Origin of the sequence: Allosphingosinicella sp., from assembly GCF_036387615.1 — a bacterium.
Taxonomy (GTDB): domain Bacteria; phylum Pseudomonadota; class Alphaproteobacteria; order Sphingomonadales; family Sphingomonadaceae; genus Allosphingosinicella.
Map to the genome: position 1 here is coordinate 37,212 of NZ_DASVTH010000028.1, position 17,729 is coordinate 54,940.

General features: G+C 66.2%; 23 protein-coding genes. 11 read left to right on the plus strand and 12 right to left on the minus strand.

The window, feature by feature from the left end; translation table 11 throughout:
* Positions 1-193 precede the first annotated feature (193 nt).
* Both VF631_RS04585 and VF631_RS04590 read left to right on the plus strand, forming a co-directional pair.
* Positions 194-382 (plus strand): hypothetical protein, encoded by a 189-nt coding sequence (locus tag VF631_RS04585; protein WP_431849097.1) that lies wholly within the window; start codon positions 194-196, stop codon positions 380-382.
* 119 nt (positions 383-501) lie between these two features.
* Complete coding sequence (locus VF631_RS04590) at positions 502-852, plus strand: Mpo1-like protein (protein ID WP_431849098.1); 351 nt, start codon at positions 502-504, stop codon at positions 850-852.
* Between the two features lie 98 nt (positions 853-950).
* Here VF631_RS04590 and VF631_RS04595 read toward each other — a convergent pair whose 3' ends face one another.
* The 3 genes from VF631_RS04595 to VF631_RS04605 all read right to left on the minus strand — a co-directional run bounded on the left by VF631_RS04595 (position 951) and on the right by VF631_RS04605 (position 2,004).
* Complete coding sequence (locus tag VF631_RS04595; RefSeq protein ID WP_431849099.1) at positions 951-1,388, minus strand: DUF488 family protein; 438 nt, start codon at positions 1,386-1,388, stop codon at positions 951-953.
* Positions 1,357-1,602 carry a hypothetical protein gene (locus VF631_RS04600; RefSeq protein WP_431849100.1) on the minus strand — a complete coding sequence of 82 codons (246 nt, stop codon included), beginning with the start codon at positions 1,600-1,602 and terminating at the stop codon, positions 1,357-1,359. Before VF631_RS04600 ends, VF631_RS04595 begins: the two co-directional genes overlap by 32 nt.
* A gap of 123 nt (positions 1,603-1,725) precedes the next feature.
* On the minus strand, positions 1,726-2,004 hold the full coding sequence (locus tag VF631_RS04605) for a zf-TFIIB domain-containing protein (protein ID WP_431849139.1): 279 nt from the start codon (positions 2,002-2,004) through the stop codon (positions 1,726-1,728).
* Positions 2,005-2,149: 145 nt separating this feature from the next.
* On the opposite strand from VF631_RS04605, the gene VF631_RS04610 reads away from it, so the two are divergent.
* Together VF631_RS04610 and VF631_RS04615 are read left to right on the plus strand one after the other, a co-directional pair.
* Positions 2,150-2,536 carry a VOC family protein gene (locus VF631_RS04610; protein WP_431849101.1) on the plus strand — a complete coding sequence of 129 codons (387 nt, stop codon included), beginning with the start codon at positions 2,150-2,152 and terminating at the stop codon, positions 2,534-2,536.
* 381 nt (positions 2,537-2,917) lie between these two features.
* Complete coding sequence (locus VF631_RS04615) at positions 2,918-3,118, plus strand: PspC domain-containing protein (RefSeq protein ID WP_431849102.1); 201 nt, start codon at positions 2,918-2,920, stop codon at positions 3,116-3,118.
* A gap of 73 nt (positions 3,119-3,191) precedes the next feature.
* On the opposite strand, the gene VF631_RS04620 is transcribed toward VF631_RS04615, so the two are convergent.
* Both VF631_RS04620 and VF631_RS04625 read right to left on the minus strand, forming a co-directional pair.
* Positions 3,192-3,662, minus strand: a complete 471-nt coding sequence (locus tag VF631_RS04620; protein ID WP_431849103.1) for a cytidine deaminase — start codon at positions 3,660-3,662, stop codon at positions 3,192-3,194.
* Positions 3,663-3,694: 32 nt separating this feature from the next.
* Positions 3,695-3,823: a hypothetical protein gene (locus VF631_RS04625; RefSeq protein WP_431849104.1), complete on the minus strand. Its 129-nt coding sequence runs from the start codon at positions 3,821-3,823 to the stop codon at positions 3,695-3,697.
* Between the two features lie 194 nt (positions 3,824-4,017).
* On the opposite strand from VF631_RS04625, the gene rpmI reads away from it, so the two are divergent.
* From rpmI to VF631_RS04640, 3 genes are all read left to right on the plus strand, one after another.
* A complete protein-coding gene (rpmI, locus tag VF631_RS04630; RefSeq protein ID WP_431849105.1) occupies positions 4,018-4,221 on the plus strand; it encodes a 50S ribosomal protein L35 in 204 nt (67 codons plus the stop codon).
* 12 nt (positions 4,222-4,233) lie between these two features.
* Complete coding sequence (rplT, locus tag VF631_RS04635) at positions 4,234-4,614, plus strand: 50S ribosomal protein L20 (RefSeq protein WP_431849106.1); 381 nt, start codon at positions 4,234-4,236, stop codon at positions 4,612-4,614.
* Positions 4,615-4,803: 189 nt separating this feature from the next.
* Positions 4,804-6,618, plus strand: a complete 1,815-nt coding sequence (locus VF631_RS04640) for an autotransporter domain-containing protein (protein ID WP_431849107.1) — start codon at positions 4,804-4,806, stop codon at positions 6,616-6,618.
* Between the two features lie 48 nt (positions 6,619-6,666).
* Here the strand turns inward: VF631_RS04640 and VF631_RS04645 are convergent, their stop codons facing one another.
* Both VF631_RS04645 and aceA read right to left on the minus strand, forming a co-directional pair.
* Complete coding sequence (locus VF631_RS04645) at positions 6,667-6,864, minus strand: DUF4170 domain-containing protein (RefSeq protein WP_431849108.1); 198 nt, start codon at positions 6,862-6,864, stop codon at positions 6,667-6,669.
* Positions 6,865-6,875: 11 nt separating this feature from the next.
* On the minus strand, positions 6,876-8,162 hold the full coding sequence (aceA, locus tag VF631_RS04650; RefSeq protein WP_431849109.1) for an isocitrate lyase: 1,287 nt from the start codon (positions 8,160-8,162) through the stop codon (positions 6,876-6,878).
* A gap of 128 nt (positions 8,163-8,290) precedes the next feature.
* Between aceA and VF631_RS04655 the strand changes: the two genes are divergently transcribed.
* Genes VF631_RS04655 through pheT form a run of 4 tightly spaced genes read left to right on the plus strand, consistent with a single transcriptional unit; the run spans position 8,291 to position 13,804 of the window.
* Entirely contained in the window at positions 8,291-9,694 is a 1,404-nt protein-coding gene (locus tag VF631_RS04655; protein ID WP_431849110.1) for a helix-turn-helix domain-containing protein, read from the plus strand.
* Between the two features lie 35 nt (positions 9,695-9,729).
* Complete coding sequence (locus tag VF631_RS04660; protein ID WP_431849111.1) at positions 9,730-10,323, plus strand: PilZ domain-containing protein; 594 nt, start codon at positions 9,730-9,732, stop codon at positions 10,321-10,323.
* A 38-nt stretch (positions 10,324-10,361) separates the two neighbouring features.
* Complete coding sequence (gene pheS, locus VF631_RS04665) at positions 10,362-11,432, plus strand: phenylalanine--tRNA ligase subunit alpha (RefSeq protein ID WP_431849112.1); 1,071 nt, start codon at positions 10,362-10,364, stop codon at positions 11,430-11,432.
* Positions 11,429-13,804, plus strand: coding sequence for a phenylalanine--tRNA ligase subunit beta (pheT, locus tag VF631_RS04670; RefSeq protein ID WP_431849113.1), 2,376 nt, complete (start codon positions 11,429-11,431; stop codon positions 13,802-13,804). Before pheS ends, pheT begins: the two co-directional genes overlap by 4 nt.
* 4 nt (positions 13,805-13,808) lie before the next feature.
* On the opposite strand, the gene VF631_RS04675 is transcribed toward pheT, so the two are convergent.
* From VF631_RS04675 to ftsE, 5 genes are all read right to left on the minus strand, one after another.
* Positions 13,809-14,876: a beta-N-acetylglucosaminidase domain-containing protein gene (locus VF631_RS04675; RefSeq protein WP_431849114.1), complete on the minus strand. Its 1,068-nt coding sequence runs from the start codon at positions 14,874-14,876 to the stop codon at positions 13,809-13,811.
* Positions 14,873-15,565, minus strand: coding sequence for a lysophospholipid acyltransferase family protein (locus VF631_RS04680; protein ID WP_431849115.1), 693 nt, complete (start codon positions 15,563-15,565; stop codon positions 14,873-14,875). The genes VF631_RS04675 and VF631_RS04680 overlap by 4 nt, the downstream gene beginning before the upstream one ends.
* Entirely contained in the window at positions 15,565-16,092 is a 528-nt protein-coding gene (locus VF631_RS04685) for a YdcF family protein (RefSeq protein WP_431849116.1), read from the minus strand. The genes VF631_RS04680 and VF631_RS04685 overlap by 1 nt, the downstream gene beginning before the upstream one ends.
* Positions 16,089-16,907 (minus strand): cell division protein FtsX, encoded by an 819-nt coding sequence (locus tag VF631_RS04690; RefSeq protein WP_431849140.1) that lies wholly within the window; start codon positions 16,905-16,907, stop codon positions 16,089-16,091. The genes VF631_RS04685 and VF631_RS04690 overlap by 4 nt, the downstream gene beginning before the upstream one ends.
* Before the next feature lie 68 nt (positions 16,908-16,975).
* The gene (gene ftsE, locus VF631_RS04695) at positions 16,976-17,704 is read right to left on the minus strand and encodes a cell division ATP-binding protein FtsE (protein WP_431849117.1); all 729 of its coding nucleotides are present in this window, start codon (positions 17,702-17,704) and stop codon (positions 16,976-16,978) included.
* Positions 17,705-17,729: the final 25 nt, after the last annotated feature.

A 17,729-nucleotide genomic window follows, 5' to 3' on the forward strand; every position in this document is an offset into this window, starting at 1 on the left:
TTTATCCGGTGTGCCGGTGATCTAGTGCAGCAAGCCTGCCACGAACGTAGCATGCTGGCAAGCCGATGGTGCGACGAGTTGCGGGACGGCCGCGCCCGCCTGCCTTCCCAACGGAACCGGCTTCGCGTCCGGGCGCTTCTTGGTGCAACCAAAGGAGCAAGTCATGCCGAAAAACCAGCACAACCCCGATTCCATGCAAAACACCGAAAACCAGAATAACGAGATGTCCGACGATCCGGGCGATGGCAGCCGCAACTCCGACGTGCTCGGCCAGGCCAGCGCCCAGACGCCGGTGGAGAAAGCGCCCGCCCATGACGCGCAGGACCAGTCCACGATCGAAGCCTTCGGGGAGGAAGGCGCGGGCGTCGCCGCCAAGGAGTAGAGGCGCATGAGCGGGATTGCGCTCCTGGAGGCGGAGCGGGCGTGGCCGCCTCAACGAGCCGGTCGGGCCGTCCCGCCCGAAGGTTCCAACGTCGGCAGCTGACGGGGAGGTTAAGGGCCATGCGAACCTGTGCGAACTTTTCGGAATTCTGGCCCTTCTACCTTCGCGAGCATGCCAAGCCGCGGACGCGCGCACTTCATTATGTCGGAACCAGCCTGGTCGTGCTGATCGCCGCCGCGGCGGTCGCGACCGGCACCTGGTGGCTGCTGATCGCGATGCCGCTCGCCGGCTACGGCTTTGCCTGGGCGAGCCACGCCGTGGTCGAGCGCAACCGGCCCGCGACCTTCACCTATCCGCGCTGGTCGCTCGCGGCCGACTTCAAGATGTGGTGGCTGTGGCTCACCGGCCGGCTCGGCCCGGAACTGGCCAAGGCCGGCGTGCGCGCGGATGGAACGCTGGAGGCGCGCTGACCCGCCTTCAGTCATGCTGAACTACTTCAGCATCCATCTTGGACGCGAACCTAGGGTGAGTAGCTGGAGCCTGAGACAAGTTCGGGATGAGGGTTCCTCTAGAGGTTCCGCACCTCGAACCCACTCTGCGCTTCCAGTCGCTCCGCCACGATCGCGCGGTGACAACTGCCCGCATCTCGCTCGAAGCAGAGCAGCGCCGTCCGCCGATCGAGAGCTGCCGCTTCCGCTTGTTGCAAGGCCAGCTGCGCCTCGGGTGTGGCAAGCTGGTCTTCGTAGATCCGCCGCATCTCATCGATTCGGCCTCTGCGGGCCGCATCCCGCCCCGCTTTCGGCGTTCCGAGCGGCCGCAGGTGGACATAGTCGATCCCGACCTCCCGAAGCGAACCCGCCAGCGCCGTCTTTGAGAAACCGGGGCGGCGGGATGCCGCGACCGCACGGATATCGATCAGCAGCTCGGCGCCGGCGCCGCTCAGCGCGTCGAGGAACTCTTGGAGCGTGCGACCTTCATAGCCGATCGTGAACAGGGGCCGATCCATCTCCCGGCTCCATAGCAGGATCGCTGAGCCGGTGCATCGGCAACGCCCACCGGATCTGCTGGCGCAAATCGGCCTCGAGCTTGTCCAGCCCGGCCGCCTTGGCTTCGGCACGCTTGACCAGGAGCCGGGCGAGCACCTGCTCGCGATTTTCCGGCCTCCAGCGGATCGAGCGGCTGTCAGTCAGTGCTTTGGCAAGACGGGCGGCGAGGCGCATGGCGGATTCCTGGGCAAACAAGCGGCCCGCCGAGCGCCGGTCCGCCCCTTTGCCCGGCGCCAAGTGGGAACGCCCTTCGTCTATGCCCGCGCGATTGCCAAAGCGTAAAGGAACCGCCTGCGGTTAATCGAAGATATCTTCCAGAAACGACTTGCGGCGCTTGTGGTGCGGGTGGTGGTAGCCCTGCTGGTAGCCGCCGCCGAAACCAGGCTGGGGCGCGTAGCCGGTTGCGGCCGGGTCGGCCGCGCGAGTGGCGCCCGCATTGTGCGCGTTGCTCCGTTCGATGATCTTGTCGAGTTCGCCCCGATCGAGCCAGACGCCCCGGCAGGTCGGGCAGTAGTCGATCTCCACGCCCTGACGATCGCTCATCACCAGAGTGGCGCCGTCAACGGGGCAAAGCATCGGTCCTTGGTGGTGGGACAAGGCTGGTCTCCTCTGGCTGTTGGCTCCTAAGCTATGCCTCCGCAGGGCGGGCGACAAGCTCTGGACGCATGGGCCCTTCAAGGAATAAGCAGGTTCGTTACGGGAGTGCAGGGGGAGACGCGGCATGCCGGTGCTCGGAATGGGAGGACTGTTCTTCCGCTCGCGCGATCCCGACGCGTTGAACGCATGGTACAAGCAGCATCTCGGCATCGGCGCGGGCTGCAACGCGACCGGGGACGGCGAGCCGGACGAATGGTCGTGGAAAACCGTTGGCGGCCCGACGGTGTTCGCGCCCTTCAAGAATGACACCGATTATTTCGCGCCGGACAAGGCCTTCATGATCAACCTGCGCGTCAGCGAGATCGACGCGCTGCTCGACACGCTTCGGGCTGCCGGCATCGAGATCATCACCAAGCCTGAATGGGACGACCCAAGCGTGGGGCGCTTTGCGCGCATTCACGATCCCGAAGGCAATGCGATCGAGCTTTGGGAGCCTCCAGCGGCGGCCTGATCTGTCCGGAAACGGACAGGGCGAACGCGAACTTCGTTCGCTCGCCGCGCAACTTCCCAAGTCTCGGCGCGAAATCCCAACATCTGGACATGCGTCAGAGTAGAATTCGGCTCCACTATACGCTTAAGGGCCGGATTTCCGCCACTGCAACTTGGCACGCTCCCTGCAAAGCTGTTGGCATGCCGCGGGATCAACCAGCGGCAGGTTTAGGGAGACAGACAATGACCTTCAATTTCGGTTCCGCTCAGCAGCTTTTCGCCTCGGTGGTCGGTGCGGCTCTCGCCAGCACTCTCTTCCTCTCCGCCGCGATCGGTCCGGTCTCTCAGTTCATCTGAGAGGCCGGCCGCCTCTTCCAACTTGTTGCTTACCGGAGCTCACGACATGAACGGCCCATTCACTCTCGACAAAGAAAACGGCAAGTTGATGGGCGTCTGCGCCGGCTTCGCGCGCTGGGCCGATGTCGATCCCCTGCTGGTCAGGCTCGGCCTGATTGCGACCGCCATCTACCTCTTCCCGGTCATGATCCTCGCCTATCTTCTGACAGGATGGCTGGCGGTGGATAGCCAGGGGGAAGGCGCATGACCCGCCGCCTGCTCCACGCCGCCGTCGTGCGGTTGCAGATGCTGATCGCAAGCCGGCCGGTCCCGACGCGCCGCTAGCCGCCCGCATCGACCCGATCGGCGTCCGACAGGTTCGCCGGGCCGAAGCCGAACGGGATCAACTCGGAAATCCGCATCAACCGCAGCTCGCTGCCATCGCCGTTTGCGGACACGACCTCGATGTCCCGGCCGGCCACATGAGCCGCCTCCAAGATAGCCTGCCGGCATCCGCCGCAAGGCGTCACCAGCATGTGCCCCGTCAGCCGGCCATCTTCCCGAAGATGCCCTCCGCTGACGGCGATCCGGACAATCTGGCCGAGCCCAAAGGCCTGCGCCGCCGCGGTCAGCGCCGAGATTTCGGCGCAGACACCGAGGCGGTAGCAGGCATTTTCCATGTTCGCGCCGACCGCGATGTCCCCTGACGAGGACTCAACGGCGCAACCGACGCTGAAGCCGGAATAAGGCGCGTAAGCGCGAAGTGCGGCCGCGCGGGCGCGGTCCACGAGGGCTCGGGCGGTTTCGGACATCCAGTCGCGCTAGCCCCGCCCAGCCCGCCGGGTCAAATCGGAAGGAATAGGCCGAGGATCGCGACCGCCAGCGCGACGCAGGCGATAATCAGCGCCGCCCGCGCAAGCGCCGCGGCGCGGCGTGCCTCTGCGCCGGTTTCTTCGTCGGGAGGATCGTTCACTTACCCTATGCTCCTTCAACCGCTCCGCCGTGACGGGCGATGGCACGGCAGAACGGAGCAGTGCTTGCACCTCGCGGGCCGCACCGTTATAGGCCCCGGCTTTCCAACTTAGGAAACAACCGAACCGCCCGGCCATCTAGGGCTGCCGTGGCTGTTCCCAATCGTCCGCCCCCGTGGTGGCAAAGGAGACGAAAATGCCCAAGCTCAAGACCAAGAGCGGCGTCAAGAAACGCTTCAAGCTCACTGCCACCGGCAAGGTCAAGCATGGCGTCGCTGGCAAGCGGCACCGCCTGATCAGCCATAATGCCAAGTATATTCGCACCAACCGCGGGACCACAGTGCTTGCCGACGCCGATACGGCGCGGGTGAAGCTGTGGGCACCCTACGGTCTCAAGTAGGAGGGCTGACACATGGCACGCGTGAAACGCGGGACCACGACCAAGGCCCGCCACAAGAGACTATTGGATCAGGCGAAGGGCTATTACGGCCGTCGCAAGAACACGATCCGCATCGCCCGCCAGGCCGTCGAGAAGGCCGGCCAGTATGCCTATCGCGACCGCAAGGTGAAGAAGCGGAGCTTCCGGGCTCTGTGGATTCAGCGCATCAATGCCGCGGTTCGGGCAGAGGGCCTCACCTACGGCCAGTTCATGCACGGCCTGAAGCTTGCCGGGGTCGACCTCGATCGCAAGGTGCTTGCCGACATTGCAATGCACGAAGGCGACGCCTTCCGCGCCATCGTCGCGCAGGCGCAATCTGCGCTTCCGGCGGAGCCGTCACAAGCTCAGGCCTGAACCAGCCAAGCCAGTTTTGAGGGCGCGAAGGGGCAACTCTTCGCGCCCTTTCGTTTGAAGCGAATGGGCGCAGCCGAGGCATTTACGCGCTTGTCAGTAGAGACAAGCGCTGTATTCCTTCTGTTATAATCGGTTGACGGGCGTCGGCCGAACAGGGGGGGGTTTATGTTGCTTTCTCGCGCAAGCTTGATGTGTGCTGCCGCGTTTGCGGCTCTTTTGGCGCCGGCGGCGGCTGAAGCGCAGCGGGTCAACCGGATCATCGCGCTTGGCGACTCCTATATCGACGACGGCAATGTCTTCGAACTGACCGGCACGCCGCGCCCGGCCATTTATCCCAACGGCCGTTTCTCCAACGGCACCAATCTCGTCGACACGATGGCGCGGGAGCTGAACGTGCCGGTGCTTAACTTCGGCATCGGTGGCGCGGTGGCCCGGGCGCAAAATACGACTTTGCCGCAGGTGCAGGCCTTCGATCTTCAGGTGCAGTCTTTTCTCGCCGGCGGCGGCCCTGCGGCCTTTCCGCGCTCGGACCGGACGTTCGCGCCGGACGATCTTCTCGTCCTGAACATCGGCGCGAACGATGCGCGCGCCTATGAGCGCAACCTGGGGCTGAACCCCACGGCGGCGCAGATCACGACGCTGCAGGCGGGCGTGCCGGGCCAGGCGCAGCTCGCCGCCGGCGACGCGATCCGCAACTTGAACCTGCTGGTCGGGGCCGGTGTCCAGAACATGACCGTGCTCGGCGGGGACGTTGGGCGCTTGCCCGAAGTGCGCGGGCTTCCGGTCGCGGCGGTCGGCTCCGCTTACTCCAACGCCTATAACGGCCTCATTCAACAGGCGGTGGCCGGCTATGCTGCGCAAGGGGTCACGGTAAATTACCTGGACATCAACCGGATCGGCGATGTTGTCGAAGCCAATCTCGCCGCCTTTGGCCTGCAGAGCGCGGGCGCCTGTCCCACGGCGTGCGTGACCACCAACCCTGAGTTGCTCGACCGCTTTCTCTTCTATGTCGATCAGGTGCATCTCACCTCGCGCGGTTTCGAGATCGTGGGGCTATATGCCGTGAGCCAGCTCGAAGCGCCGCTGAGCTTCGAGGCGCAGAGCGATGTTGGCCTTTCCAACGCTTCGGCCTTTGGACAGCTGATGAGTGGCCGGCTGGATCTGGCGGAAAGCGGAGCGGAGAACCCCCTCTCAGTCTACCTGGTCGCGCTCACTTCCAGCCACGATGTCGCGGGCGGCCAGTCGAGCTTTGCTTATGATTATGACAGCTTCGGCGCTGCGGCGGGCGCTGAATATGCGTTCGGCCCCGGCGTGCTCGGCGCCGTCATTGCCTATTCCCGCCCGGAAGCGGACTTCATCCGGGGCGGGAGAGTCCGCGCGGATGCCTGGCAGCTCGGCGCTTACGGGAAGTTCGATGCCGGAGGCGCGTCCGCGGAAGTCTATGTGGGCTATGGCTGGCTCGACTACGACATCCGCCGCCCTGCCGTGATCGACGAGATTTCAGCGCAAACCGACGGCAAGAGCTTCGTCGCGGGCGGCGAGGCTGGTTATCTGTTTGACCTGGCAGGCGCGAAAGCCGGACCGGTCATCGGCGTTCAATATGCGCGGGCCACGCTGGACGGCTTTACGGAAAGTGGCGACCCGGTGCTGACCCTGGACGTCGGTCGGCAGCGGGTGAGCGAGCTGATCGGCTTTGCCGGGATCGAAGCCGAAGCGGAGACCGAGCTGGGCGGGCTTTCGATCACGCCACACGCCAAGCTGCTCGCCGAGAAGGAGCTGGACAGCAGCGGGCGCCCAATCCTCTATTCAAACACGGCCTCGCCGCTCATCGTCAACAGCTTCGAACCGGAACACGCTCAGGACGATGTTTACGGCAGGATCGAGGGCGGCGTATCGTTCGAACTCGGCCAGGCCGTGGCCCTCCAGATTCAGGCCAGCGCCACCTTCGAACATCCCGAGCATGATGAAGTGTCGGGTTTCGTGGGCTTCAAGATCGGCTTCTGATCGAACTCCTCGCCAACCAGACCGGTTCGCTCTAATTGCAACTGGCCCTCAATGCACCGTCTCGGCCGCGATCGAGTAACGGGTGGTGGCGGTGGCGCGCTCGGGGCAGCAGGTGAGCCGGGTCCATTCGGTGCGTGCTTTGCGCTCGTCTTCGAAGGGTCCGGACATTTTCTCCGTGCCCGGGATCAGCGCCCGGAAGTCAGGATCCTGATACTCCCCTCCGATTACCCAGTAGCGTTTGGTCATATCGAGTCTCCTTATTCCGCCGCGACGGCGGTGATGAACTGTTCGGCTTCGGTGGATTCGGCGAGCGCGGTGGTGGACGCCTGGCCGCCTGAGACGGTCTGCGCGACCAGATCGAAATAGCCGGTGCCGACCTCGCGCTGGTGGCGGGTGGCGGTGTAGCCGTCTGGCTCGCTGGCGAACTCCGCCTGCTGGAGCTCGGAATAAGCGGCCATGCCGCGATCCCGGTAGCCGCGGGCGAGTTCGAACATGCCGTGGTTGAGCTGGTGAAAGCCGGCCAGGGTGACGAACTGGAACTTGTAGCCCATCGCCCCGAGCTCGCGCTGGAACCTCGCGATCGTGTCCTTGTCGAGCTTCGCTTCCCAGTTGAACGATGGCGAGCAATTATACGCCATCATCTTGCCGGGATGGGCCTTCTGCACGGCTTCGGCGAAACGCCTGGCGTCCGCCAGGTTGGGATGGCTGGTCTCCCACCAAAGCAGGTCGGCATGCTCGGCAAAGGCCATGCCGCGCTTGATGCAGTGATCCACACCGGTTTCCTCCTTCAGGCGGAAGAAGCCTTCGGGGGTTCGCTCGTCCGTCAGGAACTCGTGATCGCGTTCGTCGATGTCGGACGTGATGAGCTTGGCGCTTTCGGCGTCGGTGCGGGCGATGAGGACGGTCGGCACACCGCACACATCGGCCGCAAGACGTGCCGCATCGAGATTGCGGATATGCGCCTGGGTCGGGATCAAAACCTTGCCCCCAAGGTGGCCGCATTTCTTCTCGGACGCGAGTTGGTCCTCGAAGTGCACGCCTGCGGCGCCGGCCTCGATATAGGCCTTCATGATCTCGAAGCAGTTGAGCGGCCCGCCGAAGCCCGCCTCCGCGTCGGCCACGATCGGCACGAACCAGTCGCGCTGCGCGCCGCCCTCGGCATGCTCGATCTGATCGGCGCGCTGCAAGGTCTTGTTGATGCGCTTGCACAGCTCCGGGCCGGCATTGGCCGGGTAGAGCGACTGATCCGGATACATGGCGCCGGCCGTGTTCGCATCGGCCGCGACCTGCCATCCCGAAAGGTAGATCGCCTTCAGCCCTGCGCGGACCATCTGCATCGCCTGGTTGCCGGACAGCGCGCCCAGCGCGTTGACGTAATCCTCGCTGTTGAGCAGCTCCCACAACCGGCTGGCGCCGCGCCTGGCGAGCGTATGTTCGATCGGGACCGAGCCTCGCAACCGCTCCACCTCGGCAACATCGTAGGGCCGCTTGATCCCCTTGAAGCGGTTTGCCGGAGCCGGAACCACGCTGCTGAAGTCTGACATACTAGGCACCCCGTTGTTTCTGGTTCTCCGGAGTGAACGTGAGTTTCGCGGGTTTGGCAGCAGCAGAAAGGGTCGGAGTGTCACGTTGTGACTTGCGACTCCTGTCATTAGTTGACAGTCTGACCAGAGTGGCTGCGGAACGTAAACTGTACCTAGGCGGGCGCCTGCGCCGGCTGCGACGTGAGTTCGGGCTCAACCAGAACGCGATGGCGGGCGGGTTGGGCGTGTCGCCCAGCTATCTCAACCATCTTGAGCGCAATCAACGGCCGCTCACTGCCCAGGTGCTGCTCCGCCTGGCCCAAGCGTACGACGTCGATCTCAAGAGCTTCACCGCTGAAGGCGAGGGTACAGGGGCCGACGATCTGGCCGAGATTTTTGCCGATCCGTTGTTCAGCGACCTCGGCGTTCCCCGCTACGAGTTGGTCGAGGTGGCTGACAACGCTCCGGCTGTGGCTGATGCGATATCCCGCCTGTACACCGCCCTGCTCGACCGCCGGAACGCTCCGCAAGGTGCGGCTGAGGGTGGGGATGCTCTGGTCACGCCCGAAACTTGGGTGCGGGACTATATCCAGTCCCAGCGCAATCATTTCACCTACCTCGAAGAAGCCGCCGAGACGCTCGCGGGCGCGCTGGGCGATCGGCTCGCCATATTCGGGAGCCTGCGCAAGCGGCTCAAGGAGGGTTTCGGGGTCGAGACGCGCATCCTGCCGCCGGAAACGCTCGAGTTCGCCTCCCAGCATTATGATTACCATCGCAAGCGGCTGATGCTGTCCGAGCTGCTGCGCCCCGAGAGCCGTACGTTCGCGCTCGCCTACCAGGTCGCGCTGTTCGAGTTTCGCGCCATGCTGACTCGTATGCTGGACAGCGCCGCCCCACCGGACGGACCCAGCCGGCGCATGCTTCACATGAGTCTGGCCAATTACGCGGCCGGCGCGATCGTGATGCCTTACGCAGGCTTCCTCGCCGCGGCCGAGCGGCACCGCTATGACATCGATCGGCTCTGCGCCGAGTTCGGCGTCAGCGTCGAACAGGTTGCGCATCGGCTGACCACGCTCGCTCGCGCCGGCGCTCGCGGAATCCCCTTTTTCATGCTGCGGGTCGATTCGGCCGGCAACATTTCCAAGCGTTTCGCGGGCGAGAGCTTTCCCTTCTCACGCTTCGGCGGGACCTGCCCGCGCTGGAACCTCCATGCTACCTTCCAGACCCCCGGCCGGGTCGCCACCCAGATCGTGGAAACGCCGGACGGCCAGCGTTTCTTCACGATCGGCCGCACCGTTGATCGCGCTGTCCGCCTGGATCCCCGAGAAAGCAGCCAGCTCGCCGTCGGCCTCGGATGTGACGTCAAGCATGCACCCCGCATCGTCTATGCGGACGGTCTTGACCTGTCGGACCCCTATGTCACCCCGATTGGCCCCGCCTGCGCCCTTTGTCCGCGCCAGCGTTGTCCGCAACGCGCCGCTGCCCCTGTTGGCCGGACTTTAGCCCTCAGCGAGCTCCAGAAAACGATCTCCCCATATCCGTTCCTCGGCTGATTAATTCGCCGCCGCAGTAAGATATTGGCAAGGGCGTGGCCCTAAAGCGGATCGCTCAAGCTTCAGGCGAGGGCGGCATGGGTGGCGTGGTGACGGAGGCTCCGGCCGGGCGGAGCGGCTTCAAGTTCGATCTGTCGGCGCGCGGCTATCAGGTGCTGTTTCGTCCCAACGAGGCGAACCACTGCCCTGGCTGCGGGCGGGCGCAATGGTATGTCGGGCGGATCACCGCCGAGTGCGTCTTCTGCCACACCGCGCTTCCGCTCGCCGACGCCCATTGGGGGGATAGCGGCGGACGCGAGCGCAAATATGTGCCGGTCGCTGGAAGCCGCAGCTTCAGCGGTTCGGTAGACTGGGCCGAACGGCGCCGCGACGAGCGCCAGCCGGGCGAGGGTCGGATCGTGCGCCTCCTGATCAACGGCTCGCCGCAAGCCTTCGCGGTTCACAACATCTCCAGCGGCGGCGTGATGGTCGACGCACCTTCCGGGCTGGTGGCCGCCCGATCGGTCGAGATTCTGTCGGCGGACGGTGAGATCGTGCCCGCCTCCGTGCGCTGGACCAGCGGCGGTCTGACCGGGCTGCAATTCGATCGCCCGGTGGTCATCGAGGTCGCGGAGCTGGCCGCCAAGTAGGGTGACGCGCGGCAGCGGACGCCTTAGAGGGCGCCCGCATGGCGATTGACACCGAAGACCTTTTAACCCGCATTCATGCGGCGCCGGACCTGCCGGCGCTGGAAGCCGAGCGTGTGTCCGCGCTCGGGAAGCAGGGGCTGATCACGGCGCTGCTGAAGAGCTTGGGCAAGATGACGGCCGAGGAGCGGCAGGCGGAAGGGCCCCGCATCCACCAGCTGCGCGAGCAGGTGACGGACGCGATCGCCGGCCGCAAGGCCACGCTGGAAGCGGCCGAGCTCGACCGTAAGCTCGCGACCGAGACGCTCGACATGACGCTGCCTGCCGCGCCCGGGTCACAGGGCGGCGTCCACCCGGTCAGCCAGGTCATGGACGAACTCGCCGAGATCTTCGCCGACCTCGGTTTCTCGGTCGCGACCGGCCCCGAGATCGAGGACGACTGGCACAATTTCACCGCGCTCAACATCCCCGAGGATCACCCCGCCCGGGCGATGCACGACACCTTCTATTTTGACCAGACGGACGGGGAGGGTCGACGCATGCTGCTGCGCACCCACACCTCTCCGGTGCAGATCCGCACGATGATGTCGCAGAAGCCCCCGATCCGGATCATTGCGCCGGGCCGGACATATCGCTCGGATTCGGACGCGACCCACACGCCGATGTTCCACCAGGTCGAAGGCCTGGTGATCGATCGCGGCATCCATCTCGGCCATCTCAAATGGACGCTGGAGACTTTCCTCAAAGCCTATTTCGAGCGCGACGATATCGTGCTTCGGCTGCGCCCCAGCTTCTTCCCATTTACCGAGCCTTCGGCCGAAGTGGACGTCGGCTACACAGTCCAGAACGGCCGGCGCGTGCTCGGCGGCTCGGACAGGTGGATGGAGCTGCTCGGCTCCGGCATGGTTCACCCAAAGGTGCTGGAAGCCTGCGGGCTCGATCCGGACGAATGGCAGGGCTTCGCATTCGGCTGCGGCATCGATCGGCTCGCCATGCTCAAATACGGCATGGATGACCTGCGCGCCTTTTTCGACGGCGACCTTCGCTGGCTGCGCCACTACGGTTTCTCGGCGCTCGATGTGCCGACGCTGAGCGGGGGAGTGGGCGCGTGAAGTTCACTCTGTCTTGGCTCAAGGAGCATCTCGACACGCAGGCGTCGCTGGACGAGATCGTCGAGACTCTCACCCGGATCGGCCTGGAGGTCGAGGGCGTCGAGAACCCTGCCGAAAAGCTCGCGCCGTTCAAGGTTGCCCGGGTTCTCACCGCCGAGCGACACCCGCAGGCGGACAAGCTCCAGGTGCTGACGGTCGACGCCGGCGACGGCGAGCCGATCCAGGTCGTCTGCGGCGCACCAAATGCGCGGGCCAGCCTGCTCGGGGTGTTCGGTCCGCCGGGCGCCTATGTGCCGGGCAGCGACCTCACCCTCAAGGTGGCCGCGATCCGGGGCGTCGAGAGCCGCGGAATGATGTGCTCGGTGCGCGAACTCGAGCTTGGCGACGAGCATGACGGCATCATCGAGCTCGCCCAGGACGCGCCCGTCGGCGCCGACTTCGCACGCTATGCCGGGCTCGACGACCCGGTGATCGACGTCGCGATCACGCCCAACCGCCAGGACGCGATGGGCGTGCACGGCATCGCCCGCGATTTGGCCGCGGCGGGCGTCGGCACCTTGAAGCCGATCGAGATCGCGGAGGCGCAAGGCGCTTTCCCGTGCCCGGTCGATATCCGCACCGAGGACCCTGAAGGCTGCCCCGCCTTTTTCGGCCGGGTCATCCGCGGCGTGAGGAACGGACCCTCGCCCGCTTGGCTTCAGCAAAGGCTGAAAGCGGTCGGCCAGCGCCCGATCAGCGCGCTCGTCGACATGACGAACTACATCATGCTGAGCTACGGACGGCCCTTGCACGTCTATGACGTGGCGAAGCTCCAGGGCGCGCTTCTCGCCCGCAAGGCGCGATCGGGAGAAGAACTCGTCGCGCTAAACGGCAAGAGCTACGCGCTCGACCCCAGCATGACCGTGATTGCCGACCACACCCACGTCCACGATATCGGCGGCATCATGGGCGGCGAGGAATCGGGCGTGCAGGACGGCACGACCGACATCCTGATCGAATGCGCCTATTTCGATCCGGGCACGATCGCCCGCACGGGCCAGAAGCTCGGCCTAACCTCCGACGCCCGCACCCGGTTCGAGCGCGGCGTCGACCCGACCTTCCTCGATGCCGGCCTGGCCCTCGCCACGCGCATGGCGCTGGAGCTTGCCGGCGGCGAGCCTTCCGACATCGTGCGGGCGGGCACACCCCCGCAGCTGGATCGCGGCATCGCCTACCGGCCGGAGCGGACGCTCCAGCTTGCCGGCGTCGAGATACAGGAAGCTCGACAGCGCGAGATTCTCGGCCGCCTCGGCTTCGGCGTTGAGGGCAAAGCAGACTGGACGATCCGCGTCCCATCCTGGCGTCGTGACGTCAGCGGCCCGGCCGATATCGTCGAGGAAGTGGTCCGGATCCACGGCATCGACCATGTGCCATCGAGCCCGCTTCCCCGATTTGCAGGCGTCGCGTCAGCCACCGCAACCCCTCAGCAACTGGTTGAGCGGCGCGTTCGCCGGACCGCGGCGGCCCGCGGTCTCAGCGAAGCCATCACCTGGAGCTTCGTCTCGCAAGCCGAAGCGGCGTCGTTCGGTGGCGGCCAGTGGGTGCTCGCCAATCCGATCAGCGAGGAGCTGAAGGTGATGCGGCCTTCGCTTCTTCCCGGCCTGCTCGCCGCCGCCCGGCGCAACCTCGCGCGAGGCGCCGACGCCGTCCGCCTGTTCGAACTCGGCCGCCGTTATCTCCCCGACTCTGAGCGGCCGACGGTCGGCCTGCTGCTCGCCGGCGAGCGCACTCCGCGCCACTGGCGCAGCGGCCGCGCCCAGCCCTTCGATAGCTTCGACGCCAAGGCCGAGGCTTTGGCCCTGTTAGCGGCCACGGGCGCTAGGGTGGAGAATTTGCAGACGCTTGGGCCGGCCTCACAGGTCTACCATCCGGGCCGTTCTGCCAGGCTCTGCCTCGGCCCCAAGAACGTGCTGGCAGAGTTCGGCGAACTGCATCCGTCGACGCTCAGGGCATTCGACCTTGCCGGCCCGGTGATGGCGGCGGAGATCTTCCTCGACGCCGTTCCGGCCAAGCGCGGCACGGGTCACATGCGCGACGCTTATGCACCGCCGCCGCTGCAGGCCGTGAAGCGCGACTTCGCCTTCCTGGTGCCCGCGGCGACCGCGGCCGACGCGCTGCTGCGTGCCGTACGCGGCGCCGACAAGGCGGCGATCACGGCGGTGAGCCTGTTCGACCTGTTCACCGGCGCGGGCGTGCCCGAAGGCCGGAAGTCGCTTGCCCTGGAGGTCACCTTGCAACCGGTCGAGAGGAGCTTCAGCCACGAGGAGCTGGAGGCGATCTCGGCCAAGATCGTCGCCGCCGCCGCCAAGCTCGGCGCGACGCTGAGAGCCTGAGCGCCTACTGCGTCTGAACCATCTCGTCGCTGACATCGTAAGCACCGGCGAGCCACGCAATCACCTCGCGCGCCGCAGGATGGTCGAAGGCGGAGTAAATGTCCCGCAGCTCCGCCTTGCGATTGGGGCCGATCCGATCGAGACCTCTGTCGTGAAAGGTCAGGAGATCGGCCCGGAGCCGCCGGGCAAGCTCGTCGCCGAACAGCGACCAGGCCGCTTCGTCCCAGGCAGCGCCATAGCTGTAGGCGTCGCCTGCCCTGTAGCTCATCGAAAGCGTCACCGCGGGCGGCAGGCTGAGCCAGGGCTGCAGGGCCGGATTGACGCCATGCGCCGCGATGTGCGGACCGATCCGCGCCGGCCTTCCGGTGACGCCGCGCAGGTGCAGATGCTGCGACATGCGCGGGCCGTCGTTCACCGGGTAATTGTCCCACAGGAACGGCCTGCGCCCGATCTGCTCTGCGACCTTGGCCAGATGCCCGATCGAGATTTCGCGCGAGCAGACCTCCTCGCCCGTCCACATGATCTCGATCGTCGGATCGAGCAGCCGGCCGAGGTCCTCCAGATACAGGTGCGGTCGCTGGCCAAACGCGCGGTCCAGCACTGGATCGTCCGAATAATAGCTGGGGCAGCACAGGATGCGCGAAGCGACGCCCTGCCCTGCCGCAACGTCGACGATAGCTGCGTGGCGTTGCGCAAGATCCGGGATGTCGCCCCGCATGTCGTCGAACAGGATGGCGAGATCATCGATGCCGATCGGCGCCAGGGTCTCGAGCTTGGCGCGGATGAGATGCCGCAACTTGCCGCCGGGCTCGAGGTGAAGCTCAAACGGGGTGAGGCCAACGCCGAAGCGGACGCCGGCCTGCCGACAGAAAGCCGCGAAGGTGGCGATCTCGGCCAGTTCTGCGTCCGGGTGCGGCTCCTGCCACCGCCTGCGCAGAAAGGCATCTGCCTTGGGCGCATAAAGGTAGAAACGGTAACCATGGGGCTGCAGCGCGGCCACGACCGTGCGCCGCTCTTCCCAGCTCCAGGGGGGGCCGAAAAACCCTTCGATGATGCCCAGTTCGGGGATCACCCGCCGGTCTCGAGCGCGTTGATCGCGGCGTGGACGCGCGCCTCCACTTCCTTTCGGGGCAGGCCGGGCGGGATCGGCTCCCCGAACCGCACCGTCACCACTCCGGACTTCTTGATCACGCTGCCGCGCGGCCACAGGCGGCCACTGTCGAGCGCGATCGGAACGACGGGGATGCCAAAGGCGCGGTAGAGCCCGGCGAAGCCCGATTGGAGCGGCGGGCGCTGCCCAGGGGCGATGCGCGTTCCTTCCGGGAAGATGGCGAGCGGTCGCCCTTCCGCGACCGCCGCCTGGCCCGCTTTCAGCATCCGCCTCAGCGCGCTCGCGCCACCGTCGCGGTCGACCGGTATGACGCCATAGCGCCGTGCCACCCAACCCCAGCCGGGAATGTCGGCGAGCTCGCGCTTGAGCACCACGGCTGGCTCGCGAACGTAGAGCAGCAGCTCCACTGTCTCGAAGTTGGATTGATGCTTGGCCGCGATCAGCACCGGCCCTTGCGGTACCTCCCCCTCGATACGAGAGCGCACCCCCAGCAGCCAGCGCGCGCACCAGCGGTGCCATCGCGCCCATCCGATCACCACGCCGATCACTGCCCTGCGGCCGATCAATGCGGCGGGGTAGCCGAGCAGCACCGCCACCACGGTTCCAGGGTAGAAGATCAGCGTGAACAGCAGATTGCGCAGCAGCGCCATCAGATACCGACCAGGATCGCGGCCTGCCGCAGCACGAACTTGTTATACTCCGTGAACAGCGTCCGGAACCTCGGGCTGCTCTCGATCGCGTCCGTGACGATCGCGAGCCCGTCGGACTTTCGGGAAAGCTCCAGGCGCGCGCGGGGCATGTGCCAGTCCGTCGTCACCAGCCGGACCGACTTGAACTTGTGCCGCTCCAGCCAGTTCGCCGTCTCCTCCGCGTTGGATCGCGTATCTACTGCCTCGCGGCCCAGGTCGATGCAGCAATCGAACAGGCGCTGCTCGGCCTTGTATCGCGCGGCAAGCTCGGACGGGCGCACCGCGCGATCCACTCCGGAGATCAGCATCCGCTCCGCGCGACCGCGCTGGAGCAGGTCGATTCCGCGCTCCAGCCGCTTGGCCCCGCCGGTCAGCACCACGATCGCGTCGGTCCGGCGATCGTCGCCCGCCCCTGGCAGCAGCACCGCGAACAGGGCGTAACCCAGGATGTAGAACAGCAGCAGAAACGCCGCGATGCGGGCGATCACAGGAGCTTCCCCAGCGCCCGCAAGATGGTGGTTCGCGCCACCAGCGTCGCCAGTCCGACGCTGCCGACCGGGAGCGCGATCAGCACCATCCAACTCGCCAGCGGCAGGCCCGCCGATCCGACCAGCTCGGAGCCGAGCGCGCCGACGCGGTTGCCGATCAGCAACAGCACGGCCGAGGCGGCAACCAGACCGATCGTACCGCCAAACGCCGCGTCCAGGGCGATGCGGCGCTGGAACAGCCGCGCGACCTGCACGTCCGTGGCTCCCATCAGATGCAGCACCTCGATCGTGCTCCGATGCGTGTCGAGTGACGCGCGCGCGGCAAGTACCACCGTCGCTGTCGTCGCGCCGACCATGAGGGCGACCAGCCCCGCGGCGAGCCAGCGCAGTGATGCGATCAGCCTGGCGACCGGATCCAGCCACTGTGAGCTGTCATCAACTCGGGCCGCGGGCGCCGCCCGGGTCAGCGCGGTGCGAATCGCGTCGAGACTGGCGGTCTGGTTCACATCGACATCGATCATTGCGGGCACCGGCACATCCGTTTCCAGCACGCCCTTGCCCAGCAGCGGTTCCATCAGCCGCTCCATCTCCTCAGGCGGCACGCGCCGGACCGCCTCAACCCCGGCCAGCCGCCCCAGTTCCGCAACCGCACGCCGCGCCTGGCGCTCGCGCACGTCCGGATTGGCCTCCACGATCTGGACCACAAGCCGGTTGCCGACCTGCGAGTCCAGGTTTCGCGCTGCGTTGCCAAGCCCGAGCCCCGCCGCCGCCGCCAGCACGGTCAGGAACATCATGATCGCCAGCACCCAGGGCATCGGACCTTGCAGCCGCCCCTCCGGGAGCAGGCCGCGTTCGGCCGCTCCGAACTTGTGCTCGCTCGCGGTCACCCGCCCAGCCTGCGCGGCGGGTTGCGAAGCGCACCGGTGGGATCGGAAATCTGGCCCTTGTCGAGCCGTAGCATCTCCGAGCGCGCAATCCGTGCGATCAGGTGCACGTCATGGGTTGCGACCACGACGGTCGTGCCGAGCTTGTTCAGCGCATCGAACAGATGCAGCAGCCGCGCGGCCATTTCCGGGTCGACGTTTCCGGTCGGCTCGTCCGCAACCAGCAGTTCCGGGCGCGCGATCACGGCGCGCGCTATCGCCACGCGTTGCTGCTCGCCGCCCGACAATGTCGCCGGCCGCGCGGTCGAGCGGTGGCTGAGGCCGACCCAGCCGAGCATCTCCGTGACGGGCGTCACCAGATCTTTCTCCTCTACGCCTGCCACCCGCAGCGGCAGCGCGACATTGTCGAACACGGACAGGTGGCGAACCAGCCGGAAATCCTGGAACACGACGCCAATCCGGCGGCGGAAACCCGGCAGGCGCTTGCGCGGCATCGTGACAATGTCTTCGCCGAACAGCCGGATGAGCCCGCGGCTCGGCCGCTGGGCCAGATACAGGAGCTTCAGCAGCGATGTCTTGCCGGCGCCCGAGGGTCCGGTCAGGAAATAAAACCCGCCTTCCCGAAGCGAAAAGCTCAGGTCCGACAAGGTTTCCGCGCCCGTGCCGTAGCGCAGGCCGACATTGTCGAATTGGATGATGCTCCCCGACGCGCTCAGACCGGCCTCCACTCCCCTGCCCCGCCAAGCAATGGCC